Annotated in this window: 28 protein-coding genes and 1 pseudogene; 6 read left to right on the top strand and 23 right to left on the bottom strand. The window is 67.4% G+C overall.

Going from position 1 to position 26,262, the window contains the following annotated elements:
• The coding region (locus H0T81_RS11885) for a hypothetical protein (RefSeq protein WP_294013457.1) at positions 1-392 on the top strand (392 nt) is incomplete at its 5' end.
• Between the two features lie 223 nt (positions 393-615).
• Here H0T81_RS11885 and H0T81_RS11880 read toward each other — a convergent pair.
• The gene (locus H0T81_RS11880) at positions 616-2,190 is read right to left on the bottom strand and encodes a lysine--tRNA ligase (protein WP_294013454.1); all 1,575 of its coding nucleotides are present in this window, start codon (positions 2,188-2,190) and stop codon (positions 616-618) included.
• 40 nt (positions 2,191-2,230) lie between these two features.
• Here H0T81_RS11880 and H0T81_RS11875 point away from each other — a divergent pair, with 40 nt between their 5' ends.
• Positions 2,231-4,972, top strand: a complete 2,742-nt coding sequence (locus H0T81_RS11875; RefSeq protein WP_294013452.1) for an ATP-dependent DNA helicase — start codon at positions 2,231-2,233, stop codon at positions 4,970-4,972.
• Here H0T81_RS11875 and H0T81_RS11870 read toward each other — a convergent pair.
• From H0T81_RS11870 to H0T81_RS11835, 8 genes are all read right to left on the bottom strand, one after another.
• Positions 4,937-5,335: a MerR family transcriptional regulator gene (locus H0T81_RS11870; protein ID WP_294013450.1), complete on the bottom strand. Its 399-nt coding sequence runs from the start codon at positions 5,333-5,335 to the stop codon at positions 4,937-4,939. The two genes, H0T81_RS11875 and H0T81_RS11870, sit on opposite strands and share 36 nt — an antisense overlap.
• A gap of 8 nt (positions 5,336-5,343) precedes the next feature.
• Positions 5,344-5,673, bottom strand: a complete 330-nt coding sequence (locus tag H0T81_RS11865) for an integration host factor subunit alpha (protein ID WP_294013448.1) — start codon at positions 5,671-5,673, stop codon at positions 5,344-5,346.
• Positions 5,674-5,780: 107 nt separating this feature from the next.
• Entirely contained in the window at positions 5,781-6,740 is a 960-nt protein-coding gene (locus H0T81_RS11860) for a beta-ketoacyl-ACP synthase III (protein WP_294013446.1), read from the bottom strand.
• Positions 6,740-7,786 carry a phosphate acyltransferase PlsX gene (plsX, locus tag H0T81_RS11855; RefSeq protein ID WP_294013443.1) on the bottom strand — a complete coding sequence of 349 codons (1,047 nt, stop codon included), beginning with the start codon at positions 7,784-7,786 and terminating at the stop codon, positions 6,740-6,742. Before plsX ends, H0T81_RS11860 begins: the two co-directional genes overlap by 1 nt.
• 29 nt (positions 7,787-7,815) lie before the next feature.
• Positions 7,816-7,995 (bottom strand): 50S ribosomal protein L32, encoded by a 180-nt coding sequence (gene rpmF, locus H0T81_RS11850; RefSeq protein WP_294013440.1) that lies wholly within the window; start codon positions 7,993-7,995, stop codon positions 7,816-7,818.
• Between the two features lie 132 nt (positions 7,996-8,127).
• On the bottom strand, positions 8,128-8,790 hold the full coding sequence (locus H0T81_RS11845; protein ID WP_294013437.1) for an MBL fold metallo-hydrolase: 663 nt from the start codon (positions 8,788-8,790) through the stop codon (positions 8,128-8,130).
• Positions 8,787-10,706 carry a prolyl oligopeptidase family serine peptidase gene (locus H0T81_RS11840; protein ID WP_294013434.1) on the bottom strand — a complete coding sequence of 640 codons (1,920 nt, stop codon included), beginning with the start codon at positions 10,704-10,706 and terminating at the stop codon, positions 8,787-8,789. The genes H0T81_RS11845 and H0T81_RS11840 overlap by 4 nt, the downstream gene beginning before the upstream one ends.
• Positions 10,707-10,737: 31 nt before the next feature.
• The gene (locus H0T81_RS11835) at positions 10,738-11,997 is read right to left on the bottom strand and encodes a dipeptidase (protein ID WP_294013431.1); all 1,260 of its coding nucleotides are present in this window, start codon (positions 11,995-11,997) and stop codon (positions 10,738-10,740) included.
• Between the two features lie 85 nt (positions 11,998-12,082).
• Here H0T81_RS11835 and H0T81_RS11830 point away from each other — a divergent pair, with 85 nt between their 5' ends.
• Positions 12,083-12,334 carry an aminotransferase class IV gene (locus H0T81_RS11830; protein ID WP_294013428.1) on the top strand — a complete coding sequence of 84 codons (252 nt, stop codon included), beginning with the start codon at positions 12,083-12,085 and terminating at the stop codon, positions 12,332-12,334.
• A 2-nt stretch (positions 12,335-12,336) separates the two neighbouring features.
• On the opposite strand, the gene pdeM is transcribed toward H0T81_RS11830, so the two are convergent.
• The 4 genes from pdeM to H0T81_RS11810 are packed head-to-tail and all read right to left on the bottom strand — an operon-like array spanning position 12,337 to position 16,123.
• Positions 12,337-12,999: a ligase-associated DNA damage response endonuclease PdeM gene (gene pdeM / locus H0T81_RS11825; protein WP_294013425.1), complete on the bottom strand. Its 663-nt coding sequence runs from the start codon at positions 12,997-12,999 to the stop codon at positions 12,337-12,339.
• Positions 13,000-13,025: 26 nt separating this feature from the next.
• Positions 13,026-13,478 (bottom strand): hypothetical protein, encoded by a 453-nt coding sequence (locus H0T81_RS11820; protein ID WP_294013422.1) that lies wholly within the window; start codon positions 13,476-13,478, stop codon positions 13,026-13,028.
• Positions 13,479-13,517: 39 nt separating this feature from the next.
• Positions 13,518-15,932: a ligase-associated DNA damage response DEXH box helicase gene (locus H0T81_RS11815; protein WP_294013468.1), complete on the bottom strand. Its 2,415-nt coding sequence runs from the start codon at positions 15,930-15,932 to the stop codon at positions 13,518-13,520.
• Positions 15,929-16,123: a hypothetical protein gene (locus tag H0T81_RS11810; protein ID WP_294013470.1), complete on the bottom strand. Its 195-nt coding sequence runs from the start codon at positions 16,121-16,123 to the stop codon at positions 15,929-15,931. The genes H0T81_RS11815 and H0T81_RS11810 overlap by 4 nt, the downstream gene beginning before the upstream one ends.
• 64 nt (positions 16,124-16,187) lie before the next feature.
• Between H0T81_RS11810 and H0T81_RS11805 the strand changes: the two genes are divergently transcribed.
• Complete coding sequence (locus tag H0T81_RS11805; protein WP_294013463.1) at positions 16,188-17,177, top strand: ligase-associated DNA damage response exonuclease; 990 nt, start codon at positions 16,188-16,190, stop codon at positions 17,175-17,177.
• Between the two features lie 3 nt (positions 17,178-17,180).
• Here the strand turns inward: H0T81_RS11805 and H0T81_RS11800 are convergent, their stop codons facing one another.
• From H0T81_RS11800 to H0T81_RS11790, 3 genes are all read right to left on the bottom strand, one after another.
• A complete protein-coding gene (locus H0T81_RS11800; protein ID WP_294013419.1) occupies positions 17,181-17,513 on the bottom strand; it encodes a hypothetical protein in 333 nt (110 codons plus the stop codon).
• Positions 17,514-17,660: 147 nt separating this feature from the next.
• Entirely contained in the window at positions 17,661-19,040 is a 1,380-nt protein-coding gene (pgmG, locus tag H0T81_RS11795) for a phosphoglucomutase/phosphomannomutase PgmG (protein WP_294013416.1), read from the bottom strand.
• A 31-nt stretch (positions 19,041-19,071) separates the two neighbouring features.
• On the bottom strand, positions 19,072-19,872 hold the full coding sequence (locus H0T81_RS11790) for a division plane positioning ATPase MipZ (protein ID WP_294013414.1): 801 nt from the start codon (positions 19,870-19,872) through the stop codon (positions 19,072-19,074).
• A 71-nt stretch (positions 19,873-19,943) separates the two neighbouring features.
• Here H0T81_RS11790 and panC point away from each other — a divergent pair, with 71 nt between their 5' ends.
• Positions 19,944-20,831, top strand: a complete 888-nt coding sequence (gene panC, locus H0T81_RS11785) for a pantoate--beta-alanine ligase (protein ID WP_294013412.1) — start codon at positions 19,944-19,946, stop codon at positions 20,829-20,831.
• A 59-nt stretch (positions 20,832-20,890) separates the two neighbouring features.
• Positions 20,891-21,193 carry a hypothetical protein gene (locus H0T81_RS11780; protein WP_294013460.1) on the top strand — a complete coding sequence of 101 codons (303 nt, stop codon included), beginning with the start codon at positions 20,891-20,893 and terminating at the stop codon, positions 21,191-21,193.
• Here the strand turns inward: H0T81_RS11780 and H0T81_RS11775 are convergent.
• From H0T81_RS11775 to H0T81_RS11745, 7 genes and pseudogenes are all read right to left on the bottom strand, one after another.
• Positions 21,190-21,714: an OmpA family protein gene (locus tag H0T81_RS11775; protein WP_294013410.1), complete on the bottom strand. Its 525-nt coding sequence runs from the start codon at positions 21,712-21,714 to the stop codon at positions 21,190-21,192. The two genes, H0T81_RS11780 and H0T81_RS11775, sit on opposite strands and share 4 nt — an antisense overlap.
• A 3-nt stretch (positions 21,715-21,717) precedes the next feature.
• The gene (tolB, locus tag H0T81_RS11770; protein ID WP_294013407.1) at positions 21,718-22,989 is read right to left on the bottom strand and encodes a Tol-Pal system beta propeller repeat protein TolB; all 1,272 of its coding nucleotides are present in this window, start codon (positions 22,987-22,989) and stop codon (positions 21,718-21,720) included.
• Positions 22,990-23,015: 26 nt separating this feature from the next.
• Entirely contained in the window at positions 23,016-23,471 is a 456-nt protein-coding gene (locus tag H0T81_RS11765) for a YbgC/FadM family acyl-CoA thioesterase (protein WP_294013405.1), read from the bottom strand.
• A 45-nt stretch (positions 23,472-23,516) separates the two neighbouring features.
• Positions 23,517-24,668, bottom strand: coding sequence for a DUF3089 domain-containing protein (locus tag H0T81_RS11760; protein ID WP_294013402.1), 1,152 nt, complete (start codon positions 24,666-24,668; stop codon positions 23,517-23,519).
• The gene (gene ruvB, locus H0T81_RS11755) at positions 24,665-25,708 is read right to left on the bottom strand and encodes a Holliday junction branch migration DNA helicase RuvB (RefSeq protein WP_294013399.1); all 1,044 of its coding nucleotides are present in this window, start codon (positions 25,706-25,708) and stop codon (positions 24,665-24,667) included. Before ruvB ends, H0T81_RS11760 begins: the two co-directional genes overlap by 4 nt.
• Complete coding sequence (locus H0T81_RS11750) at positions 25,708-26,109, bottom strand: GFA family protein (protein WP_294013397.1); 402 nt, start codon at positions 26,107-26,109, stop codon at positions 25,708-25,710. Before H0T81_RS11750 ends, ruvB begins: the two co-directional genes overlap by 1 nt.
• Positions 26,106-26,262 (bottom strand): annotated as a pseudogene (locus H0T81_RS11745) (Holliday junction branch migration protein RuvA); the annotation flags it as partial. The pseudogene H0T81_RS11745 and the gene H0T81_RS11750, both read right to left, overlap by 4 nt.

Genomic DNA, 26,262 nt, shown 5'->3' with positions numbered 1-26,262 from the left:
TGTCGGCCAGACTCGACGCCGACGGCAGGATGGCCGGGGGTATCCTCCGACCTGAGGGAGCGCCGGGAGTACAGGTTCTTGCCACCGGCTCGGGGCCGACCGCCGGCACCGAGGCCGCCCTGCGGAGACTTGTCGCCGGACTGGCGAGCGGCTCGCCCGACTACGCCAAGCTCTCTCCACAGTTCGCCGAAGTCGTCCGCCGGGACCTGCCCATGACACATCCCATGTTCAGCTCGATGGGCGAGCTGAAGTCGGTGACTTTCCGCGGGCGTGGCCCGAGGGGCGACGACGTCTACAACCTGGTGTTTGCCAAGGGCGAGGTGACAATGTCGGCCGCACTCGACGCCGACGGCAGGAATGCCGGCGGCATTCTGGCGCCACCTGGGCGATGACGGCGGGCGCGAACCTTCTTACCACGGAAAAGGAATGTCCGCCTTCCACCCATGCTGCCGTCGCAAGCAGTCGCACATTTACGGGAGCGGGCAGTCTGATCTCCATAATCAAGCTTCCGCGGCGAAATGGCGTAGATGGGTGAAGTAGGAGATGAGGGTATCGCGCGAGCTCCGCAAGTGCCCCAATGTCCGCTTTGGGTCGAAAACGGACATTAGGAACTCTTCAGCCGCCGCTGGCTAACGCCTCGGCGATCAGACGGCGGCTGTTGTCGACTCCGTAGAGGGCGATGAAGCTGCCCATGCGCGGGCCCTGGCTCGAGCCGAGCAGGGTTTCGTACAGCGCCTGGAACCAGTCGCGCAGGCTGTCGAACGGATGGCGCTTGCCGACTTCGAACACCAGATGCTGGATCGTCTCGGGCTCCGCGTCGGCGGGCAGCTGCGCGAGGCCCTGATCGAGCTCGCGCAGCGCCGCCGCTTCCATTTCCGTCGGCGGCCGGCGCTTGAGGGTGGGAGCGACGAAATCGCGCGCGTAATTGACCGCGAGGCCGATCAGCTCGTCGAGCTCCGGGTGGCTCTCGGGTGAGGTCCCCGGCGCGTAGCGCTGGACGAATTTCCACGCCGTGTCCTTGTCGCCGCAGCCCGGCAGGCTGACGAGATTGAGCAGCAGCCCGTAGGTCAGCGGCAGAGTGCCGCCGGGAACCTCGCCCGAGTGGATGTGATGGACCGGGTTGCCGAGTTTCTGCTCGATCGGCTGCTCGGCATAATTGCCGCGGAACTGCCAATATTCGTCGACCGCTCGCGGAATCACGCCGAGGTGCAGGCTCTTCGCCTTTTTCGGCTCGCGGTAGATGAAAAAGGCGAGGCTCTCCTCGCTCCCGTAGCGCAGCCATTGCTCGAGGCTGAGGCCGTTGCCCTTCGACTTGGAGATCTTCTCGCCGTTCTCGTCGAGGAACATTTCGAAGTTGAAGCCCTCGGGCGGCTTGCCGCCGAGGATCCGCGCGATCCTGCCCGACTGGACCACCGACTCGATCAGGTCTTTGCCCGACATCTCGTAATCGACCCCGAGCTCGACCCAGCGCGCCGCCCAGTCGACTTTCCACTGCAGCTTGGCCATTCCGCCGAGCGCCGACTGGGTGATTCGTCCGCCCTCCTCGTCGTCGAAGGCAATGGTTCCGGCCTCGGCATCGACCACCTCGACCGGCACCTGCAGCACCCGCCCGCTGGCCGGCGAGACCGGCAGGATGGGGGAATAGGTCTGCCGCCGCTCCTCGCGCAGGGTCGGAAGCATCACTTCCAGCACTGCATCCCAATTGCGCAGCACGTTGCGGATTCCCGCGTCGAACCGGCCGCTCGAATAGCAGTCGGTCGCCGAGAGGAACTCGTAATCGAAACCGAAGCGGTCGAGGAAATGGCGGAGCATCGCATTGTTGTGGTGAGCGAAGCTCTCGTGCTTGCCGAACGGATCGGGAATCCGAGACAGCGGCCGTCCGAGATGCTCGGCAAGCATTTCCGGGTTGGGCAAATTGTCCGGCACCTTGCGAAGCCCGTCCATGTCGTCGCTGAACGCGACCAGCCGCGTCGGCTGCCCGGTCAGCTCGTGGAAAGCGTTGCGGACGAAGGTCGTTCGAAGCACCTCGTTGAACGTGCCGATGTGCGGCAGTCCCGACGGGCCGTAGCCGGTTTCGAACAGCATCGGCTCGGGTTTCCCCTCCGGCCAGCGCTTGAGCAGCTTGCGGGCTTCCTCATAGGGCCAGGCCTTTGATTGCATCGCGGTGGATCGGAGGGTTTCTGAGTCCAATTCCGTTGCTCTTCTGTTCTCATGCCGCCAAGGTCGCGATATGGCCGCTCCTTTGCCTCTTCCTGCGCTCCACGCAACCCATGCGGGCATCTGGCTGTGCGGCCCCGACGGCGAGCTTCGGGAAGCGCCCTTGGTACGAGAAGTTGGGCGCGGCGAAGCGATCGCGCGCGCGGCCGAGACTCCGCACATCATCCTCAACGCCCCGCTGATCGGGCAGCGGCTCGGCTACCCCGATTTGTCCGGCCTCGACCTGCTCGAGCTGTTCGCCTTCATCCATCCCGCCCGCTTTGCGGAGCCGACGGCGGCCGGGCTCAGCCGGGCGCTCGGGCTGGAGCCGCCGGCCGGCGAGTCCGAAGCCGCCGCCTTGCTGCCGGCGATGGCGGCGAAGCTGCTCGCCACTCTCAAGGACGATCGGTGGCCGGAGCGCGAGGGCGCCTGGACCGCGAACGCGACCCTGGCGCGGCTCGGATGGGGCTGGGCGCCGCTGATCTCCGCGCGGCTCGAGCAGCCCGAGCGCGGCGAGCGGATGCTGTTCTCGCGCCTCGCCCAGTGGGAAGAAGCCGCCGACCCGCCGCCGCCGCGCACCGTCTCGATCGATCCGGCGGCCGCGCAGGCAAAGCTCGATAAGCTAACCGGTGCAGCGTCCGAGCCGCGCGAGGGGCAGCGGGCGATGGCCGCCGCGGTCACCTCGGTGTTCGCCCCCAAGCCCGGCGAGGGATCGCCCAACATGCTGCTCGCCGAAGCCGGAACCGGCATCGGCAAGACGCTCGCTTACCTTGCCCCGGCTTCGCTGTGGGCGGAGGCATCGGGTGGGACCGTCTGGGTATCGACCTTCACCAAGGCGCTGCAGCGCCAGCTCGATGCCGAGGGTTCGCGGCTGTTCGGCGATCCCGTCGAGCGCTCGAAAAAGATCGTGATCCGCAAGGGCCGAGAGAATTATCTGTGCCTGCTCAACCTCGAGGACGCGATGCAGGGCGCGTTCGCCGGGCGCGCCGCGATCCTCGCCCATCTGGTCGGCCGCTGGGCCGCCTACACGCGCGACGGCGACATGGTCGGCGGCGATCTTCCGGGCTGGCTGCCGAGCCTGTTCCGCCGCGCCGGCTCGGCCGCTCTGACCGACCGGCGCGGCGAGTGCGTTTACGCCGGCTGCCCGCATTATCGCCGCTGTTTCATCGAGCGGGCCGAACGGGCCGGGCGCGAGGCCGACATCGTCATCGCCAACCATGCGCTGGTGATGATCAACGCCGCCCGGGCCCGGGAGAGCGCGCCCTCGCGAATCCTGTTCGACGAAGGGCACCATCTGTTCGAAGCCGCCGATTCGACGTTCGCAGTCGCGTTCGGAGGCCAGGAAGCGATCGAGCTGCGACGCTGGATCGTCGGGCCGGAGGGCGGCTCGCGGGGACGGCGGCGAGGGCTTGCGGCGCGGCTGATGGACGTCGCCTCGTACGACGAGGAAGGCGGCCAGGCGCTGGAGGCGGCGATCGAGGCGGCGCGGGCGCTGCCGTCCGACGGCTGGCTGGCGAGGGTTGCGGAAGGCGATCCTTTCGGATCCGTCGAGGCCCTGCTCGCCGAGGTCCGGGGCACGGTCTACGCGCGCGCCAAGGCGCAGGAGGCCGGCTACGGTCTCGAAACCGAGCTCGCCGAGCCCGACGGACAATTGGTCGCCGCAGCCGCGGCGGCGCTGGAGACCCTGGAAGCGCTGCAAAAGCCGCTGGCGGCGCTCGCCCGGCGGCTCGAGGCGGTGCTCGAGGATGCGCCCGACTGGCTCGACAGCCAGGCGCGAGCGCGGGTCGAGGGCGCGATTCGCGGGCTCGCCTGGAGGCGCGAGACGCTGGCCGCCTGGATCGCGCTCTTGGGCCGGGTCGGTGGCTCGGCCGATCCGAATTTCGTCGACTGGCTGGCGATCGAGCGAGCCGAGGGCCGCGAATATGACGTCGCAATCCATCGTCGCTGGCTCGACCCGACGCGCCCGCTGGCTGGAGCAGTGATGGGCCAAGCCGATGGGGTGCTGGTCACCTCGGCCACCCTGCGCGGAGGCGACGGCTGGCCGGCGGCGGAAGCGCGGACCGGAGCACTCCATCTGCCGCGCGCGCCCGCGCACTTCGAGGCGGAGAGCCCGTTCGATTATGGAGCCTGCTCGGAAGTGCTGATCGTCACGGACGTCAAGCAGGGCGACCCGGCGGCGCTGGCCGGCGCCTATGCGCGGCTGATCGAGGCCGCGGGTGGCGGAGCGCTCGGCTTGTTCACCGCGATCCAGCGATTGAAGGCCGTACACGCGCGAATCGCCGACCGCCTTGCCCGCGCCGGCCTGCCGTTGCTCGCCCAGCACGTCGACCCGATCGACGCCGGGACGCTGGTCGATATCTTCCGCGACGACCCAAGCACGTCGCTGCTCGGCACCGACGCGCTTCGCGACGGGGTCGATGTGCCGGGCAATTCGCTTCGGCTGGTGGTGATGGAGCGGGTGCCTTGGCCGCGGCCGACGGTGCTTCACGCCGCGCGGCGGATGGCCGGCGGCGGCAGCCTGTACGACGATCGAGTCGTTCGGGCGCGGCTGGCGCAGGCGTTCGGGCGCCTGATTCGCCGCAACGAGGATCACGGTATCTTTGTCATCCTTTCGGCGGCGCTGCCGTCGCGGCTGCTGTCCGCGTTTCCGCCGGCGGCGCGGGTTCGGCGGGTACCGCTGGACATTGCGATCGAACGGGTCACGCAGTCGCGGCTCCACGCAGCTGCGTCGAGCAGCGAGCTATTCGTCGAGCGCGCGGGCGAGCCGATCGCGTAACGCGACTAGGCGCGTCACCTCGACTCCGCCGCTCGGCTGCTCCGGGGCGGTCGACGGGACCGGCTGCGCCGCCGCCGCCGCGGGAGTCGTCGCCGGCGGGCTCTCGGACGAGCCCATGCGGTCGCGAAGCAGCTTCTGAACCCCGCGGACGGTGTAGCCGTCCTGGCTGAGCAGCCGGTGGATCCGGCGCGCCAGGTCGACGTCGGCGGGGCGGTAATACCGGCGATTGCCGGCGCGCTGCAGCGGCTTCAGCTGCGGGAACTTGGTTTCCCAGTAGCGCAGGATGTGCTGGGCGACCCCCAACTCCTGCGAAAGCTCGCCGATCGTCTTGAACGCGCCGGCTGCCTTTTCGGCTGTCGCCATCTCAGATTCTATTTTGCGATCCTGTCGCGCATGATCTGGCTGGCGCGGAAGGTCATCACCCGGCGCGGGGCGATCGGCACCTCAACGCCGGTCTTGGGATTGCGGCCGACGCGCTGGCCCTTGTCACGAAGGATGAAGCTGCCGAAGCCGGAGATCTTCACGTTCTTGCCGACGGCGAGCGAATGGCACATGTGGTGAAGCACGCGTTCCACCACATTGGCCGACTCAGCGCGGGACAGGCCGAGCTTGCGATGGGCGACATCGGCGAGGTCGGCGCGGGTCAAGGTTCCTCCGACGCCCGCTTCCTTACCCAACCGGGCTATCCCAAGATCCGCCATGTTCTTCTCCCGCGTTGAGCGGCGCGCCCCCGGCCGCCAATAAACATCAACCTAACTGAAACCCGCCGTGTCGGCAATTCGACATTTCCCTTAATTTTCGAGATTTATCAATACCTGAGCGCCGCCGCGCCCCAGGTAAATCCACCGCCCATCGCTTCCAGGACGATGAGGTCGCCGCGCTTGATCCGGCCGTCCCGAACGGCAGTGTCCAAGGCCAGCGGAACCGACGCAGCCGATGTGTTGGCGTGCTGGTCGACGGTGACGACGATCTTGTCGGTCGAGACTCCGAGCTTTTTTGCCGTCGCGTCGAGAATCCGGGCGTTCGCCTGGTGGGGGACGATCCAGTCGACGTCCGCGGACGTGAGCCCGGCCTCGCCCAGCACCTCGGTCAGCACGTCGGCAAGGTTGATGACCGCATGGCGGAAGACCTCGCGGCCCTTCATCCTGAGCTTGCCAACCGTGCCGGTGGTGGACGGGCCACCATCGACGAACAGCAGGTCGTTGTGGCGACCGTCGGCATGAAGCTTGGTCGCCAGGATTCCGCGCTCGCCCTCCTCGGTCCCGAGGACCAGCGCGCCGGCTCCGTCGCCGAACAGGACGCAGGTCGCCCGGTCCTCCCAGTCGAGGATCCGGCTGAACGTCTCAGAGCCGATCACCAGCGCCTTGGTGCCGTTGTCCGAACGCAGCATCGAGTCGGCGACACTGAGTGCGTAGAGGAAGCCGGTGCACACTGCGTGGACGTCGAACGCGACGCAGTCGGGGATCCCGAGCATCGCCTGGACCTTGGTGGCCGACGACGGGAAGGTCTGGTCGGGGGTCGCGGTGGCGAGAACGATCAGGTCGATCTCGGTTGCATCGATGCCCGCATGTTCGAGCGCGTTGCGGGCCGATTCCGCCGCCAGCGTCGCGGTCGTCTCGCCGTCACCGGCGATGTAGCGGGTGCGGATTCCGGTTCGCTCGACGATCCACTGATCGGAGGTGTCGACCGTTTCGCACAGCTCGGCGTTGTCGAGTCGCCGTTTGGGAAGCGCCGAGCCGGTGCCGAGGATCACCGAGCGCCTGGCCATCACGCCGCCTCGTGATTGAAGGCGTGGGCGCGGAAGTTGTCGAGGTCTTCGCCGATCTTGCGGGTGATGTTGTTGCGCACCATCCGCGCCGCGACTCCGATGGCGTTGGCGACGCCCTTTGGATTGGCGCCTCCGTGGCTCTTCACGACCAGCCCGTTCAGGCCGAGGAAAACGGCGCCGTTATGATTGTTGGGGTCCAGCTCGACCTTGAGGAGGTTGAGCGCCGGCCGCGACAAGGCGAAGCCGGCCTTTGATCGAAGCGAGCTCTTGAACGCGCGGCGCAGCAGGTCGGTGACGAAGCGCGCGGTGCCCTCGGCGGTCTTCAGCGCGATGTTGCCCGAAAAGCCGTCGGTCACGACCACGTCGACATTCCCGCGCGACAGCTGATCGCCCTCGGTGAAGCCGTTGAAGCGCAGCGGCAGGTAATTGGCATCGCGCAGCAGGCCGGCGGCCTCCTTGAGCTCGTCGGTGCCTTTCAATTCCTCGGTGCCGATGTTGAGGAGCTTGACGCGCGGTTTGTCGATTCCGAGCACGGTTCGAGCATAGGCCGAGCCCATGACGGCGAACTGAACGAGGTTCTGCGCGTCGCATTCGGTGTTGGCGCCCAGATCGAGCATCACGCAGTCATGCTCGCCCAGCGTCGGCAGGAGCGCGGCGAGCGCGGGCCGGTCGATGCCGGGCATGGTGCGAAGCGCAAGCTTGGCCATCGCCATCATCGCGCCCGTGTTGCCCCCCGACAGCGCCGCGTCGGCCTTGCCTTCCTTCACCGCATTGATCGCCATGCCCATCGAAGTACTTCGGGCACGGCGAATGGCCTGGCTCGGCTTTTCGCTCGGAGCGATCGATTCCGCGGTGTGGGCGACGGTGATTCGAGATCCAAGGTTGCGATGCTTCTTGAGCTCCGCCTGGATCAAATTCTCGTCGCCGAAGAACAGGAACTGGAGGGAGGGGTCGAGCCGCCTGGCCCGGGAAGCTCCGGCGAGCGTTGCCGCCGGGCCGGTGTCGCCGCCCATGGCGTCAATCGCGATTCTGGGTCCCGAATCCATCGGCGAGCGCCCCCCGCTACAGCCGCCGCTCAGGCCTCGCTCGAAACCACCTCGCGGCCGTTATAATGGCCGCAGGCGGCGCACAGATTGTGCGGCAGCTTGAGCTCGCCGCAGTTCGGGCACTCCTGGAAACTCGCGGCTTTGAGCGCATGGTGGCTGCGCCTCATGTTGCGCTTGGAGGGCGAAGTTTTTCTCTTGGGGACAGCCATTGCGGCACCTGCTTTTTCAACGAATAAAAATTGCGACGATCTGCGCCTATTCTCAACGGGTAAGCCCCGCGGCGGCGGCCGGATCGTCGCGAACCGCGGCTCCTATAGCGCAAAGCCTACCGAGCGCAAGCTTCAGGCCGCTGCCAGCGCCCGGTCGCCGACATAAGGGTTGGTCGCGCGCTCGTGGCCGAAGGTCGACATCGGGCCGTGTCCCGGCACGAATGCGGTCTGGTCCCCCATCGGCCACAGCCTCGTGGTGATCGAACGGATCAATTGCTGCTGGTCGCCGAGCGGGAAATCCCAGCGGCCGACCGAGCCCTTGAACAGCACGTCGCCGACCAGCGCCAGCTTCGATTCCGGATGATGGAAGACGACGTGGCCGGGGGTGTGGCCCGGACAGTGCCGGACATCGAACGTCAGCTGGCCGACCGTCGCCCGATCGCCGTCAGCCAACCAGCGCTCCGGCGTGAACGGCCGGCCCGGAATCCCGTAGCGGGCGCCGTCCTCCTCGAGCTGGGCGATCCAGAACAGATCGTCCTCGTGCGGACCTTCGATCGGCACTCCGAGCTCCTCGGCGAGGATTCCGGCCGATCCGCAATGATCGATATGGCCATGGGTCAGCAGGATCTTCTCGATCTTCACCTGCGCCTGCTCCGCCGCCGACTTCAGCCGCGGCAGATCTCCGCCGGGGTCGACGAACGCGCCCCGCATGGTTTCGGTGCACCACAGCAGGGTGCAGTTTTGCTGCAGCGGGGTGACCGGGATGATCGCCGCCCGAAGCGGAGGCACGGTCATTTTGCGAGCAGGTTCTTCTGCCAGAACATCAAGGTCGTCCAAAACAGATAGTCCTGGTTCTCTTTCTTCGAGAAGCCGTGGCCCTCATTCTCGCCGACCAGGTACCAGACGTCGTTGCCGCGCGCGCGGACCGCCTTGACGATCTGGTCGGCTTCGGACTTGGGGACTCGCGGGTCGTTGGCACCCTGGACCACATAGAGGGGCGAGCGGATCTCGGCGATTCGCCGCAGAGGCGCGATCTCGAGCAGCTTGGCGCGCTGCGCCGGATCCCGCTCGTCGCCATATTCGACGCGGCGCAAATCGCGCCGGTAGCTTTGCGTGTTCTCGAGGAAAGTGACGAAGTTGGAAATGGCGACGTTGCACAGCGCGCCCTTGAACCGCGCGGAATAGAAGATCGCCGACGCGTAGCACATGTAGCCGCCGTAGCTGCCGCCGGTGACCGCCATTCTAGTGGAATCGAGCCCCGGGTCGCTTGCCAGCCAATCGAGAAAGGCGCCGATGTCCTTGACTGAATTTTCGCGCTGGAACGGCCCGTTGTCGAGGCTGACGAAGCGCTTGCCGTAGCCGGACGAGCCGCGGACGTTGGGGTAGAAGATCGCGATTCCGAGCTCGTTGATGAGATAGTTGTTGCGGCCGAGGAAGCCGGGCCGAGCCTGGCTTTCGGGCCCACCGTGGATGTTGACGATCAGCGGCCGCTTGCCGGGGAATCGCCGCGCGTCGGGGCGATAGAGAAAGCCGGAGATCGGCTCTGCGTCGAAGCTCCTGACCTCGACGAGCTCGGGCTCGACATTCGCTCGGGGGTCAAGGCCGCCGGTCTCGCTCTCGGTCCAGCGGGTCACTCGAAGCGTCGCGGGATCGAGCGAAAAGGCGTCGGCCGGGCTCTTCGCCGACGTCAAGGTGAAGCCGAGCGGCCCCAATGGAGCGAACTCGAGACCGTAGACCCGACCTGCGGGCAGCCCCGGCACCGGCCGTACGGCGCCGGTTGCCGGGTCGAGCAGGACCAGCCGGCTGCTACCCGCCTGGTTGACGACATAGGCGATGGTCCGGCCGTCCTTGCTGATCGCGAAGTCCTCGACGTCCCAGCGCCCCTCCCGGGTCACCGGCCGGAAGCGGCCGGTCTGCGGGTCGAGGGTGCCGAGCCGCTGGACGTCGCTCCCCTCATCGGAGGTCACCCAAAGCGTCCCGTCGGGAGCGAATTCCATGTCGCCGTAGGAGATCGCCTTGGAATGATCGCCGATCGCGGTCAGCTTGCCGGTGGCCACGTCGAGCACGAACGGGTTGCTCTTGGTTATCGAGATATATTCGAGCACCGCCGCGCGTCGGCCGCCGGGAGCGAAGTCGAGGATCTCCCAGCCGCCGCCCTTGACCCGCGCGACCCTGCGGTCGGTGCGCGGATTGCGCGGGTCCATCACGTAGAGATCGGTGTCGGTGCCGTTGCGTCGGGTCGAGCTGTAGCCGATCAGCCGCCCTTCCTTGTCCCAAGTGCCGAAATTGTTGCGGCTCTTGCCGTCGGTGAGCAGCCTCAGCCGGCCGTTGGCGAGTGTGTGCAGCTGGTAGAATTCGTCGCCGCCGACGTCCTTGGTGACGAGCAATACGTCGCCCTTGGGGGACCAGTCGCCGCCGACCGGCTCGGGCTCGAAGCTGATCTGGCGACGCATCCCGAGCGGTGTCGCGACCGTGTGCAGCTGGTTGGTGTTGGCGAAGCGAGTCGCAATCAGCATCGAGCGGTCGGTCGGGTGCCAGCCGGCAAAGCCGGCGGAACGAAACTCCATATACGGGCGGCTGGTCGTCGCGAGCTCGTCGGGGACCGGCGGAATTCCGTCGGCGGTGAGCGCGGCAGGCTTCGGAACTTCGGCCAGCGCCGGTGCGGACAAGGCGAGCGCAGCGGTGGCAAAAGCGAGAAAGATTCGACGCAAAGCGAAACTCCAGACGTGAAAGGCGGCCAGTCTAGTTGGTCGGTTCGAGCGCCGCCGCCGACGGCGGCTGGTCCTTCATCGACGCCGCCACGGCTTCGGCTCGCCGCATGGCTCGAAGAATGTTGCCGCCGGCAAGCTTGGCGACGTTCGAGTCGCTCCACCCGCGCCGGATCAGCTCGGCAAATAGCAATGGATAGCCGGCGACGCTCTCCAGCCCGACAGCGGAGTAGGGGATGCCGTCGAGGTCGCCGCCGATGCCGACATGGTCGTGCCCCGCCACGCGCGCGATATGCTCGATATGATCGGCGACGGCCGAGACGGGCACCGGCGGTCGCGGATTGGCCGCTTCCCAGCGCTTCAGGCCGTCTTCAACCGCTTTCGCGCTGAACGGATAATAGGCCTTCAGGCGCGTTTCCTCCATCGACCGCCGGACCGCCCATTCGCGCACCTGCGCCGACAGGAACACCGGATAGAAATTGACCATCACCACCCCGCCGTTGGCCGGCAGCAGGCGCAGCACGTCGTCGGGCACGTTGCGCGGGTGCGGGTTGCGGGTGAAGGCATTGGAGTGGGAGAAGATGACCGGCGCCCGGCTCATGGCGAGCGCGTCCTTCATCGCGTCGGGTGAGACGTGGCTGAGGTCGATGAGCATGCCCAACCGGTTCATTTCGGCCACGACCTGGGCACCGAACGGACTGATCCCATCGTGTTTCGGCTCATCGGTGGCGCTGTCGGCCCACTCCGTCGTCTGGTTGTGGGTCAAAGTCATGTAGCGCACGCCCAGATTGTAGAATTGGCGCAGCGCCGGCATCGATCCGGCAATTCCGCGGCCGCCCTCCATTCCGAGCATCGAGGCGATCTTCCCGGAGCGATGGATGCGGACGACATCGTCGGCGGTCGAGGCGAGCTCGAGGTCGTCGGGATAGGCTTCGATGATGCGCCGCGTCGTGTCGATCTGCTCGATCACGGCCCTGAGCGCCGCGTCTCCGGTGATCGTACCCGTGATATAGACCGACCAGAACTGGCCGCCGACGCGTCCGGCGCGAAGCCGCGCAATGTCGGTCATCAGCGGCTTGTCACGGGCCGCGCCTCCGCTCTCGAGACCCTCGACTCGGCTGCCGTGAGTCTCGCGAAGCTCCCACGGCAGGTCGTTGTGCCCGTCGATCAATGGTGTGCGCTTGAGGATCCGGTCGATCCGCGCCTTGACCTTCGGGTCGATCGGCTGCGAGTGCGCCGCGCCGGCGCCGAGCAGCAGCCCCAGCGCCAGGGCTCCATTGCAAAAAGCTCTCATGCGCCCCGATCTAGGAGCGCACAGGCGAGGGTGCAATCGCCCAAGCCTTGCCCTGACCGCTCTCGACGCCGATTAAGGGAGCGCGATGACCAATCCCGGCGATACCAGCGACCTCACCGAAACGATGCGGTTCGACCCCGACGAGGGCATTCTCGACATCGATCAGCACCTCGACCGGCTGATGCACTCCGCCAAGGCGCTGGGCTTCGACTTCGACCGCCACGCTGCCCGCAACGAGCTCCAGGCGGCGACCTTCGCACGCAAGCGGCCGGCGATCGCCCGGCTGCTGCTGTCGCCGACCGGCACCATGGCGATCGAGGTGCGCGTCGCCGAGTAGGCTCAAGCGGCGAGTGGAAAGCGAAGCAGCCGGTCGGACAGCGGGACCAGCGCCGCCGCATCGCTGCCGACATGGTCGAGGATCTCGGGATGGGTTGCGTCGAGGCCGCCGGTCAGCGACCCGAACGCCGGCAGGATCAGCTTGGTATCCGAAACCACGAAGCAGCGCCGGGACACCCGCCGCCCTTGCAGCTGCAGTCTCAGCTTGGGGTGGAAATGGCCGGACAGTTCGGGGCGCGGTTCGCCGCGCACGGCTTCATGACGAAGGATAACCCCCGCCACTTCCAGCTCCTCGGCGAGCCGGCCGCCGCAGTGGTCGGAGAAGCCGGGGTCATGATTGCCGACGATCCACACCCAGTCGAGCGCCGAGGTCATCCGCACCAGCAAATCGCGCGCCGCCGCCGGCAGGCGATCGCAGCCGAAACGGTCGTGGAAGCTGTCGCCGAGGCAATAGAGCCGCCGGGCGCCGCTCCGCTCGAGCTCACGTAAGAGCGCGCTCAGCGTCGCATGCGAATCGTAGGGCGGCAGGAACTGCCCGAGGCGAGCGAACCAACTCGCCTTCTCGAGATGCAGATCGGCCACCAGAAGCGCTTGCTGCGCCGGCCAGTAGAGCGCGCCTTCGGGCCCGGCGACGAATGTTTCACCTGCGAACGAAAAGGGAACCATGGCCTCGTTAAACCCGATATCCCCGTCTAATCCAAGAGGCTGCAGAAATGGTCGCGGAGCGAGCGCGCGTCGTGCAGCGCGTTGTGCGGAACGGCGCTGTTGGCGGCCGGGCTGAATCCCTGCAGCGGCAGCAGCCGGAAGGTCAGCGGCGGCACCGGGACCATCAGCCCCGGCCCGATCATTAGCAGCGAGCAGAATTGGGTGACATCCTCCGGCCAATCGGCGACCAGTTCGGGCTGCGGGTCGGTGGCGAGGTAGGCCGACAGCGCGGCCGCGGCTTCGCGGCGGGTCATCCGCGGCGAAACCAGGCCGACCGGCACATGGTCGAGATAGGGCACGACATTGCGCTCGACCCATGGAAACACGGGGTCGTCGCACTCCAATGTCACGTAAAATTCCTCGCCGTCCTCGGGCACCAGCGCGAGGCTCAGAAGCGCTCCGCCGAAGCCATTGAATTCGGTGTCGAGGAAATAGCGCACGCCAGGCGCGCTACTCGCTTTGGTCCGGCGTTGCCAACCTCAGACCGCCATCGCCTCCTGCGCCAGCGATTCGGCCTGGATCAGCAGGGTCTCGTCGGCCTCGCCGCCGGGCGGCATCGCCTCGCGGCCGACGATCACCATCAGCGGCACCGCCATCGGCGTGATTCGGTCGGCCTCGACATGGACCATGGTCGCCGATGCGCGGTCGACCAGCCGCACCAGCCGCCCAAGCTCGGTCATCCGGGCGCGGGCGTCGTCCCAGGCGGCGCGCAGCAGCAGGTGCTGGGGCTCGTAGCGCCGCAGCACGTCGTAGATGAGGTCGGTCGAGAAGCTCACCTGGCGGCCGGACTTGCGCTTGCCCGGGTGGTGGCGCTCGACCAGCCCGCCGATCACCGCGACCTCGCGAAAGGCGCTTTTCAGAAGGTAGGATTGCTCGACCCAGTCGACGAATTCCTGCTCGAGGATGTCGGGGGAGAACAGCGCCTTGGGGTCGCGGATCGGCTCGAGGCCATAGCAGGCGAGGCCGTAATCGTTGGCGACGAAGCCCATCGGCTTGAGGCCCAGATTCTCCATCCGCTTGGTGATCAGCATTCCCAGCGACTGGTGCGCGTTCCAGCCTTCGAAGCTGTAGGCGACCATGTAGTATTGGTGGTGGTGCTCGAAGGTCTCGACCAGCAGCTCCTCGGGCTCGGGCAGGGTCGAGCGGCGGTCCTGCACCTCGAGCCATTCGCGGACGCCATCGGGAAACCGATGCCAGTCGTTGCGGTCGCACAGCATGTGGCGGACCCGGTTGGCAAGGTGGGTCGACATCGACATGCGCTGGCCGCCGTAGGTGACGATCCGCGCCGATTTGGACGAGGCGTGGACGAAGATCTCGCCGTCCTTGATGCGCTCGACCTCGAGGCTGAGGCCGGAAAAGAAGAAATGGTCGCCGGGCGCCAATGTGTTGGCGAAGCCCTCCTCGACCGTGCCGAGCCGGCGGCCGCTCTTGAAGCGCACCACCAGCAGCGGCGCCTCGACGATGATGCCGGCGTTGAGCCGGTGCTGCAGGGCGATTCCCGGCCGGGCGATTCGCCAGCGGCCGTCGGGCTCGCGCACCAGCCGGCGGAAGCGGTCGTAGGCCTTGAGCGCATAGCCGCCGGTGGCGATGAAATTGAGGACTTCGGTATAGGTCTCCTCGCGAAGGCCCGCGTAGGGCGCGGCGGAGCGCAGCTCGGCGAGCAGCTCGGCTTCCTCGAATGGCGCCGAGCAGGCGAGGGCGAGGATATGCTGGGCGAGCACGTCGAGCGCTCCGGGGCGGAAATTCTCGGGGTCGAGCTCGCCGTCGTCGATCGCGTCCAAGGCGGCGCGCGCCTCGAGATATTCGAAGCGGTTGCCGGGGACGATGATGCCGGTGCTCGGCTCGTCGAGCCGGTGGTTGGCGCGGCCGATCCGCTGCAGCAGGCGCGAGCTGCCCTTCGGCGCCCCCATCTGGACGACCAGGTCGATGTCGCCCCAGTCGATGCCAAGGTCGAGGCTGGACGTCGCGACCAGGCCGCGCAGCCGCCCCGAGCTCATCGCCGCCTCCACCTTGCGCCGGGCCTCGAGCGCCAGGCTGCCGTGGTGGATGCCGATCGGCAGCGCCTTGTCGTTGACCGCCCACAGGTCCTGGAAAATGAGCTCCGCGAGGCTGCGCGTGTTGCAGAACAGCAAGGTCATCCGGTGCCGTTCGATCAGTTCCATCACCTCGCGCGCGGCGTGGCGGCCGGAATGCCCGGACCACGGGATCTGGCCATCGGGGATCAGGATCGACAGGTCCGGCTCGGCTCCCGGATCGCCGGTGATGAGGTCGACCAGATCGGCGTCGGCGTCCGGGGCCAGCCAGCCGCGGTAGGCCTCGGGATCGCTGATCGTCGCCGACAGCCCGACCCGCCGAAGCCCCGGGGCGAACCTCTGCAACCGGGCCATCGACAGAGCCAGCAGGTCGCCGCGCTTTTCCTTGGCGAATGCGTGCAGCTCGTCGACGACGATGCTTTTCAGCCCCTCGAACAGTCCGGCGCTGTCGGGGTAGCTCAGCAGCAGGCTCAGCGATTCGGGCGTCGTCAGCAAGATGTGCGGCGGCCGCGCCCGCTGACGCGCCTTGCGGTCGGACGGAGTGTCGCCGCTGCGGGTTTCCACCCGGACGGCCAAGTCCATCTCGCCGATCGGCCCGAGCAGGTTGCGCTGGACGTCCACCCCCAGCGCTTTCAGAGGCGACACGTAGAGCGTGTGCAGCCCCTCGGCCGGCTGTTCGATCAGCTCGCAGATCGTCGGCAGGAAACCGGCCAGAGTCTTGCCGGCACCGGTCGCCGCAACCAGCAGCCCGCTTCGGCCGCGCCGCGCCAGGTCGAGCATTTCCAGCTGGTGGCGGCGAGGCTCCCAGCCTCGCTCTTCGAACCAGTGCTGGACGATCGCAGGTAACGCGGCTTCGCTCAGAGGCCGTCGGTCCCTTCGCGGCGGCGGCGCTCCTCGTCCGCATATTCGGCGCGAGTTCCCGCCTCGGTCTGTGCGGTCGTGTTCGTCGTCTGGTCGGTTCGGCGGCGCGAGCGCATCACCAGCCAGATCAGCAGACCCAGCAGGATGAGCGGGCCAATGATGGTCATCAGGGTCGACAGCGTTTCGTCCATTCATCGTCTCCCGTCGGCCGGGAACCCCCCGGCATTTCACTCACTATAGCTCGCAATGGCCCGCCTGGGTTCCTGGATCGAGCCTTCGCCTGAAGGCATCTATGTGCGCCCGGCGGACGCCTGGGTCGACCCCTCCGAGCCCAAGCCGCGCGCGCTGGTCACCCACGGCCACGCCGACCACGCTCGCGGCGGCCATGGCGAGGTGTGGGCGACGCCCGAAACCCTGGCGATCATGGGCGTGCGCTACGGCAAGCAGACCGGGCGGCCGATGGCCTATGGCGAGTGCGCGCGCCTCGGCGACGTCGAGGTGAGCTTCGTTCCCGCCGGGCACGTGCTGGGGTCGGCGCAGATCGTCCTCGAGCATGCCGGCGAGCGGGCGGTGGTCTCGGGCGACTACAAGCGGCGCGAGGACCCCACCTGCGCTCCGTTCGTGCCGACTCCGTGCGACATCTTCATCACCGAGGCGACGTTCGGGCTGCCGGTGTTCCGCCATCCCGACACGGGGAGCGAGATCGACCGGCTGCTCCACCGGCTGCACTCGGACCCGTCGCGCTGCGTGCTGGTCGGCGCCTACGCGCTCGGCAAGGCCCAGCGGGTGATCACCGAGCTTCGCGCCCGCGGCCATCACGAGCCGATCTATTACCACGGCGCCATCGAGCGATTGTGCCGGCTCTACGAGCAGTTCGGGGTCGAGCTCGGCGAGCTTCGCCACTGCGCCGGAGCGACCAGGCAGGAGATGGCCGGGCACATCGTCATTTGCCCGCCCGGCGCATTGAACGACCGCTGGTCGCGGCGGCTGCCCGATCCGGTGACGGCGATGGCGTCAGGCTGGATGCGCATCCGCCAGCGCGCCCGCCAGCGCAACGTCGAGCTGCCATTGGTGATCTCCGACCACGCCGACTGGGACGAGCTCACCCAGACCATCCGCGACGTCGCTCCGAAAGAAGTGTGGATCACCCACGGCCGCGAGGACGCGCTTCTGCACTGGTGCATGACCCACCAGATCAAGGCGCGCGAGCTGAACCTCGTCGGCTACGAGGACGAGGATGATTGAGGCCTACAGGCTCTTAATCTCCACTCTTTCGAATCGTGCTGATCGATCGAGTGGAATGCGCTCCAGCAAGTAGTGCCCGGCCCGCTCATAGAGTCGCCAGCACCAACTGGTCCTGAATGTGGCGGCACAGACCTGATCTTCCGACACCGCGTACATTCCAGGAATGAAAGGAACCCTGTCGCCACACATCACATATGTTCCGTCCGGATAGAACCGATCGCACCGCGGGCTCGTTATGATGATCTCGCCTGCAGCGGTCTGCGGCTTCGCAAACACGAACTGTTTGTTCACAATGGCTGCTTGCAGTTGTTCGCCGGTGACTCTCTTGTAACTCATGCCGCCGAACGGGACTTCCTGTGCAAGCGCCGTGCATCCGCTACAGAGCAGTGCGATAACCCAAAATGCATTCCTAAACATGGGTGCGCATTTCTGAGCTCTTAGCTTACAAAAGTCCAATATCGGCTAAACGCCTGCATGGGCGGATCAACAGACTGTTTCCATGCGCTTCACGCCCGACTTGGCCAATTGCTCGTCGATGTCCACGACTAGGCGGCTTAGTCCAGCATCGTCGCTCGCCTCGGCTCTAGCGACGAGGACATCTTGGGTGTTGGAGGCGCGGAGGAGCCACCAGCCGTCGGTGGTGTTGACCCTCGCTCCGTCAGTCGCGTCGACCCTGGCGCCGTCGGCCGACAGGCGCGCCAGCACTTCCTCGACCACCGCGAACTTGCGGCTTGCTTCGACCGGGAAGCGCATTTCGGGGGTGGCGACGGATTTGGGCATTTCGTCCATTAGCTGGGTCAGGGTCTTGCCCGATTTCTCCACCGCCTCGATCAGCCGAACCGCCGCGTAGAGCGCGTCGTCGAAGCCGTACCAGCGGTGCTTGAAGAAGATGTGGCCGCTCATCTCGCCGGCGAGCGGCGCTCCGGTTTCCTTCATCTTCGACTTGATCAGGCTGTGGCCGGTCTTCCACATCAGCGGCGTGCCGCCCAGTTCGGCGATTCGGTCGAACAGGATCTGGCTCGCCTTGACGTCGGCGATGATCGTCGCGCCCGGAATTTCGTCGAGCACCGGGCCAGCGAGGATTGCCAGCAGCTGGTCGCCCCAGATCACGCGGCCCTGGCCGTCAACCGCTCCGATGCGATCGCCGTCGCCGTCGAAGGCAATGCCGAAGTCGAGCCCTTTGTCGGCAACCAGCGCCTTCAGGTCGGCGAGATTGGCCTCGACGGTGGGGTCGGGGTGATGGTTGGGGAAGGTGCCGTCCACTTCGGTGAAGATGGTGTGGTGCTCGCCCGGGAGCCGCTGGACCAGCTTCTCGAGCACCGGGCCGGCGGCGCCGTTGCCGGCGTCCCAGCCGATCCGGAACTCACCGCCGGCGAAATCCTCGACCAGCCGGTCGGCATAGGCGTCGGCAATGTCGGCGCTCTCGACCGATCCCGAGCCTTCGCTCCATTCGCCCGCCGCGCATCGCCGCCCGAGCGCCTGGATCTCGTCGCCGAACACCGAGCGTGCTTTCAGGAGCATCTTGAAGCCGTTGTAGTCGGCCGGGTTGTGGCTGCCGGTGACCTGGATGCCGCCGTCGACACCCAGATGGTAGGTGGCGAAATAGAGCATCGGGCTGGGCCCCATGCCGACCCGCACCACGTCGAGCCCGCCCCGCGTCAGCCCTTCGACCAGCGCCGACTCGAGCTCGGGCGAATGGGTTCGCCCGTCGCGGGCGACGGCGACGCGTCGGCCGCCTTCCTCCGTCGCCAAGGCCGCATAGCCTCGGCCAAGGGCGTAGGCGTCCGCATCGGTCAGGGTCTCGCCGACGATCCCGCGGACGTCATATTCGCGCAGGATGGACGCGTGAAATTGATGGCTCATGCTATGATAACTCGGGAGGCCGCGGAAAGGCTCAGCCGGCGGCGGCGACCGGCTCGGGGACGCTCGCTCCGGGTTCCGGAATTCCGAGGCCGGCGATCATCTCGCGCAGCTCCTGGCGGGCGGTGATGTGGCCGATGCCGACCTCGCCCAAATGCTCGAAGTCGAGCAGTGTCAGGCCTTTGGGGAACAATTCCCGGTAGATCACCCGCTCGCCCAGGCCCGGAATGACCCGGAACCCGACCCGGCGGGCCAGCTCGTCGAGCGCGGCCCCAACTCGGCGGAGGTTGTGGCTGTCGACGTGCTGCAGGCGATTGCGGAGCACCACCCAGTCGACGCTTCGGCCGGTGTTCTTGGCCCGCTCGGTGCGGCTGTTCCAGATCAGCTCGGCGTAGAAGCTCGGCTTGGTGATCTTGTAATTTTCGGGATGGACCTGGCCGATCAGGTCGAGGTCGACGAAGCTGTCGTTCATCGGCGTCACCAGCGTATCGGCCTTGAGGATCGCGGCGCGGCTGACCGGGTCGTCGCGACCCGGCGTGTCGACGACGATCACATCAACGTCCTCCGTGAGCCGCTCCAGAGCCGCTCCCAGGCCTTCGCCGGTGTGATCGTCGAGCACCTCGAAGCGCGCTTGCGGCAGCTCCTTGTCGAGCCGCCGCATGGTCGCGTCGCGGTTCTCGAGATAGCGGGCCATGGTCCGCTGGCGCGCGTCGAGGTCGAGGGCCGCGACGCGGTGCCCGGAGGCGGCGAGAGCGATCGCCGTGTGGACGGCGGTGGTCGACTTGCCGGTGCCGCCCTTTTCGTTGGCGAAGATGATGAAATGAGGGTCGCTCATGCCGCTTGATCTTTCCCCCCGGCGCGCCGCAAAGCGCCGTTGGCGGAAAGTCTATCGGAGGGGCGGAATCCTTGCAAATTATCCGTGACCTGGAAGCCCTCGCCGGTGAAGTTTTCGCACTCCGGGCCAGCCAGGGCGAGAACCGCGGCGATCGCGTTGCGCTGGTGCCCACCATGGGCGCCTTGCACGCCGGCCACATGGCGCTGATCACCGAGGCGAAGCGGCGCGCCGACCGGGTGGTCGCGACGATCTTCGTCAACCCGCTCCAGTTCGGCGCCGATGAAGACCTCGATCGCTATCCGCGGCACGAGGCGGCCGACGCCGAGATGCTTCGCCAGGCGGGCTGCGACTTGCTGTGGATGCCGTCGGTCGGCGACATCTACCCCGAGGGTTTTGCAACGACGGTGAGCGTTCGGGGACTGAGCGAACGCTGGGAAGGCGAGGCGCGGCCCGGCCATTTCGACGGCGTCGCAACCGTCGTCGCGAGGCTGTTGCTGGCGGTGAAGCCCGACGTCGCCTTGTTCGGCGAAAAGGATTTCCAGCAGCTCGCGGTGATCCGCCGAATGGCCGACGACCTCGGTCTCGGGATCGAGATCGTCGGAGTGCCGACGGTCCGCGACGAGGACGGCCTCGCTTTGTCGTCGCGCAACGCCTATTTGTCCGCGGACCAGCGCAAGCGGGCGGTCGCCCTGCCGCAGGCGCTCGCGGCCGCCCGGGATGCAATCCTGTCCGGGGAGCCGGTCGATGCGGCGCTGGCGGGGGCGAAAGAGGCGATCCGCGCCGCCGGCTTCTCGAGCATCGACTATGTCGCCCTGGTCGATGCCGGGACGCTCGAGCCTCTCGAGGAGCCTCGCGGGGCGATGCGGCTGATCGCCGCGGCAACCATCGGCGGCACCCGGCTCATCGACAATATCGCGGTCGCAACGGGCCAGTCTCCGCGGGCGTCATCGCCGCGTTAACCATTTCTTTGGATTGCAGCGCCGAAAAACTCCCTCAAGGCAAAGAGGGGGATAAGCCGATGGGTGCCATTAGTCAGAAGGGTGCGGATTTTCTGATTCGCAGCCATCTCGCCGACGCCGAGCGCGGTGATGTCGATGCATTGTTCGAGCTTGGGGTGACGTATTCGACGGGGCGCGGCGGAATGCCGGTCGACCTCATCGAGGCGCACAAATGGTTCAATCTGGCGGCCCTTTCGGGCTGCACCCGCGGCCAGCAGTGCCGGGCCGAAATCGCCATCGAAATGACTGCTCGCGAAATCGCCGAGGCCCAGCGCCAGGCACGTGCGTGGCTCGGCACCGGTCAGCAACGCCACGCCGCCTAGGGCATCAGAACGGTCCTGGCGCGCCGGTTCAAGGCCAGCGCCATTTCGTTCGAGCCGCCGACGGCCGGCCGTTCCTTGCCCCAGCTGATCGTCGTCAGCCGGGCGGGCGAAACTCCCTGCAGAACCAGGAAATCGCGGACGGCCTTGGCCCGCCGCTCCCCAAGCGCCAGCGCATAGTCGCGCGGGGTGCGGTCATCGGCATGGCCCTCGATGCGCGCTCGAATTGCCGGATTGGCGAGAAGCCAGCGGCCCTGGGCGACGAGCGTCGCTTGCCCGGCCGAATTGATGCCGTGGCTGCTGCCGGTGAAATAAACCGTATCGCTGCCGGTCCTGGCGACCAGATCCGACTGCAGCATCTCGATGGTCATCGGCGGCGGCGGCAGGCCCCGCTGCGGCAGCCCCCGCTGCGGTAGGCCCCGCTGCGGTAGGCCAGGTGGCGACCCGCGCATCACCTGCGCGGTTGCAAGCGTGCCGCCGCCTAGCAAAGCCAGGGCCAGAGCGGCGAAGATCGTTGGGCGCATTGCTCAGCTCCCCGGAGTCGACCAGTCGGGGTCGGAACCGTCCTGCGGAGTGGTCATCCGCCGCGGCGTCCCGCCCTCGATCGAAACCACATAAAGGCCGTTTCGTGCGCCGACGCTGCGCTGGAACAGCAGGTCGCGGCCGCCCGCGGACCAGCTCGGTCCCTCGTCCTGCGGGCCCGAGGTCAGGACCCGCTCCTCGCTGCCGGTCGCGCTCATCACGCCGATGCTGAGCGTGCTGCCGGCAATCCGGGTGAAGGCGATCAGTTCGCCGTCCGCGCTCCACGCGGGCGATGCATAGCGAACGCCGCCAAAGCTGATCCGGCGTTGCTCGGAGCCGTCGGCGTTCATCACGTACAATTGCTGGCTCCCGGACCGGTCGCTTTCGAATACGATCCGGCGGCCGTCGGGCGAGAAGCTCGCCGCGGTGTCGATCCCCGGCGTGCTGGTCAGCCGCTGCAGTCCCCCGCCTTCGGCATTGGCGACGTAGACGTCGGTGTTGCCGTCCATCGCCATCGAGAAAAGTACCCGCTTGCCGTCGGCCGAGAACGCCGGCCCAAAGCTCGTCGCATTGCCCGGCAGTAGCGGCCGGTCGTTGCCGCTTTCGACGTCGACGATCCGAACATGCGCCTGCCCGCCGGTGAAGCTGACGTAGGCGATGCGCTCGCCGCCAGGCCCCATTCGCGGGGCCAGAACGGTCGTGTCGCCCGCGGTCACGTAGCGATGGGCGGTGCCGTCGCTGTCCATCAGCGCGATCCGCTTGACCCGGCTGGAGCTCGCGCCGCTCTCGGCGACATAAGCGATCTGGGTGTCGAACCATCCCGGCCGGCCGGCGAGCTTCTCATAGACCGTGTCGGAGCAGCGGTGGGCGGCGCGTCGCCATTCCGACGCGGCGACAACGAAGCCCTTGCGGGCGATCTCCCGACCGCCGGCGAGGTCGTGGAGGTAGCAGGCGACGGTCAGCCGCCCGTCGGAGCGCGCCTGGACGAAGCCGGTGACCAGAACCTTTGCTCCGGTCGCCCGCCACAAGGCGAACGACGGGGCGGTGGCCTCAGGATAGGAATAGACTCGGCTGTTGGCCGGCCCGATCGGCATCAGCTCGCGGGTCGAGCGCAGGTCGGATGTGATGACATCGGCGACGTAGCGGGCGATGAGGCCGGTATCGCCGGCCGGGGTCGCGACATTCTCGGGCGTCGCGAGCTGCGGAACCGCGATCACGGTCGCCGGCTTGTCCTGCGCGATCGCCGCGACCGAGGCCGACAGGCCCGCGATCAGCATGGTCAGATTCAAACCCGGGCGCCGCATCATGTTCTTTCGCTGATTGCCTTGAATCGCTCGACCCACTCCCTGGGCTGGCGCTGCGGCTGGCCGTCGGCGGTGAGAAAAGCCGCGGTGACCCGCGCATCGGTCAATTGTTCGGACCCGCGCATGACTCGCTGGTGAATGAGCACCGAGACGGCGCGGACCTGGTCGACGGTGCTGACCACGACGAGGTCGTCGCCGAGCCGCGCCGGCTTGAGGTAGCGGATGTTGACCTCGGCGACCGCATAGGCGCCGCCGCCCGAGTGATGGGCCGAGGTCTGGTCGACCCCGGCGGCGCGGATCATGTCGGATCGCGCGCGCTCCATGAACTTCAGATAATTCGCGTAATAGACGATTCCGGCGGTGTCGGTGTCCTCGAAATAGACGGTCAGCGCGAACCGATGCTCGGGTCCGACGAAGCCGCCGCGATAGGGCTGATCAAAGGGTGAAGCAGTCATTGGGCCGCTCTAACGGGCGTGGATTCAGGCGGCAAATGTGACGGCTTATCGCCTCGTCCGCCCGAGTTCCTCGACGGCCCGGACGAGGTCGCCCTGGGCGATCGGGATATCCGCCAGGTGCATTCCCCAGCCGGGGATGAACATGCCCAGCATCCCGACTTCGCCGCCGATTCGGTCGGTGCGCTTGTCCCTCGGGTCGGCGTTGGTTCGGACTGACAGATAGCCGCGCGGGCCGTTGTTGACGCACCGCCCGGAAACCAGCCCCTCGGTGCGCAGGAACGGCGTCGGCGGCCGGCCTTCGGTAGACCAGACGATCGGCCCGCCCGGCACCGGCAGGTTGAGCCTTGTGTTCCAATAGCTGTCGAAGCTTTCCCAGCGGGTCGAGCCCGGTCGCGCCGGATTGGTGCAGCCGACCGTCATTCCGGGCGGCGAGGCCATTCCGAACATCGCCCCGGCGGGAGGGACATTGTTCTCGCGATAGCTGACCCAGGTCATCACGCAGCCGGTCTCGTCCGGCGACCCGCACAGCGGGGTCGACTTGAAGCTTCCGCCGACCCGCCGGCCCTGCGGAACCAGGACGTTGAAGCCGGGGAGGATCGCCCGAAGCATCTGCCGGGCGACCGGCTTGCCCTCGATCTCGCGGCGGATCAGCTCCTGCAGCAGCGCCGATCCCTGGCTGTGGCCGACCAGGACGAACGGCCGCCCCTTGTTGTGGACCGCGAGGTAACGACGCCAGGCGGCGGCGACATCGCGGTAGGCGATCGCCGACGGCGCGGTGAGGTTGGCTCCGATCGCGGATGCGGCGATCGCGCTGACCGTCAGCTGGCGATAAAGCGGAGTGAACGTTCGGCAGGCTCCGGCGAAGCGCGCAAACTGGCTCTGGACGACCGAGGCTTCGGAAGCGTCGGGAAAGAGGTCGCTGTTCATTCCGCGGTCGCGCGACACGGTCGGGTAGACGTAGAAGCAGTCGACCGGCGGATTGACGGCGACCGGGCTGAGGCCGGTCGAGCCGTAGCCGTTGGGGTTGAGCGCGGTCGTCGGCAGCGGCTTTGAGCAGCTGTCGCTCCGTCCCGGCATGCACAGCCAGCTCGAAGCCTTCGAATAGTCGGGCGCTGCGACCGGCTGGGCGGCGGCGGGCGCCCCGGCCAGGGCCGTCAGTATCGCCAGCATTGAGTAGCCGATCACGCTTGTCTTCACTGGGGCGCTGTTCCCTGGTCAAACAGGCCGCTCTGGCTTCCCGCGGGCGGAGTGAGCCCGAGGTGCTTCCAGCCGCGACCATTCAAACAGCGCCCCCTTGCCGTTCGGGCGATGATGCCAAGCTGAATGAGGAACGGCTCGATCACGTCCTCGACGGTGTCGCGCGGTTCGGAGAGGCCAGCCGCCAGCGTCTCGATGCCGACCGGACCGCCGCCGTAGATGTCGGCGATCATCGTCAGATAGCGCCGGTCCATCGCGTCGAGCCCGAGCGCGTCGATCTCGAGCCGGTCGAGGGCCTTGTCGGCGACCTCGAAGTCGATCGAATTCGCTCCGACCGCGTGGGCGAAGTCGCGCACTCGCCGGAGCAGCCGCCCGGCGACTCGCGGAGTGCCGCGCGACCGCCGAGCGATCTCGTGGGCGCCGTCGTCCTTCAAATCGACGCCGAGCAGGCCGGCCGCCCGCCGAACGACCTGCTCAAGCTCGGGGACGCTGTAGAAGTTGAGTCGAATCGGGATCCCGAAACGGTCGCGCAGCGGAGTGGTCAGCAGCCCCTGCCGGGTCGTCGCTCCGATCAGGGTGAAGCGCGGCAGGTCGATCCGCACCGAACGCGCCGACGGTCCCTCGCCGATCATCAGGTCGAGGGCGCGGTCCTCCATCGCCGGATAGAGCACTTCCTCGACCGCCGGCTGGAGCCGGTGGATCTCGTCGATGAACAGCACGTCGCCGTCCTCGAGATTGGTCAGCAAAGCGGCAAGGTCGCCCGACTTGGCGATCACCGGGCCGGAAGTGGCGCGAAAGCCGACGCCCATCTCGCGCGCGAGGATTCCGGCCAGAGTCGTCTTGCCGAGGCCCGGCGGGCCGTGGAACAGCACATGATCGAGAGGCTCGCCGCGCGACTTGGCCGCATTGACGAACACCCGAAGGTTCTCGCGCGCGCCCTGCTGGCCGACGAACTCGTCGAGGCTCTTGGGTCGAAGCGCCGCATCGGCATCCTCGGGGGTACGCTCGGGCGAGGTGATTCGGGCGGGGTCGGTGGCCATCAGTCCGAATGCTCGACGCTATCGCCGCAAATCTCAACCCACGGATGCTTGCGCTCTTCCCACACCGAAAAGTGCGGCGCCGGGAAGTGCGGGTCGGCAAACGCTCCGAGCGGGATCGCGATCAGCCCATCGAATTTGCCGTTGATCTCATAATGTACGTCGGAGCCGCACTCGGGGCAGAAGTGGAAGGTGATGCGGTTGCCGCTGTCGGCAATATTCACCCACGGCTTCGACCGGCCCTCGATCTCGACCTGTCCGGCCGGCCAGCGCGCCTGCACCGCGAACGCGCTTCCCGACCGCTTCTGGCAATCGAGGCAGTGGCAGACGGACACGCGCACCGGCTCGCCGGTCGCGGTGGCGCGCAGCTGGCCGCAGCGGCACGAGGCGGTTCGGGTCGTCACTTCGCCGCCTTCCTCAGCGCCAGCCGGACCAGAGCATCGAGCTGGGCGTCGGGGCCGAGCTCGTCCTGAGCGGCCGCGACTGCCGAGGCGGCCTCGGCGGGCTTGAAGCCGAGGTTGCCGAGCGCCGAGACCGCGTCCGCCGCGGCTCCGACG

This window comes from Sphingomonas sp., from assembly GCF_013812825.1.
In the GTDB taxonomy this organism is placed as follows: domain Bacteria; phylum Pseudomonadota; class Alphaproteobacteria; order Sphingomonadales; family Sphingomonadaceae; genus Sphingomicrobium.
This window is presented reverse-complemented; position numbering and strand designations above follow the sequence as displayed.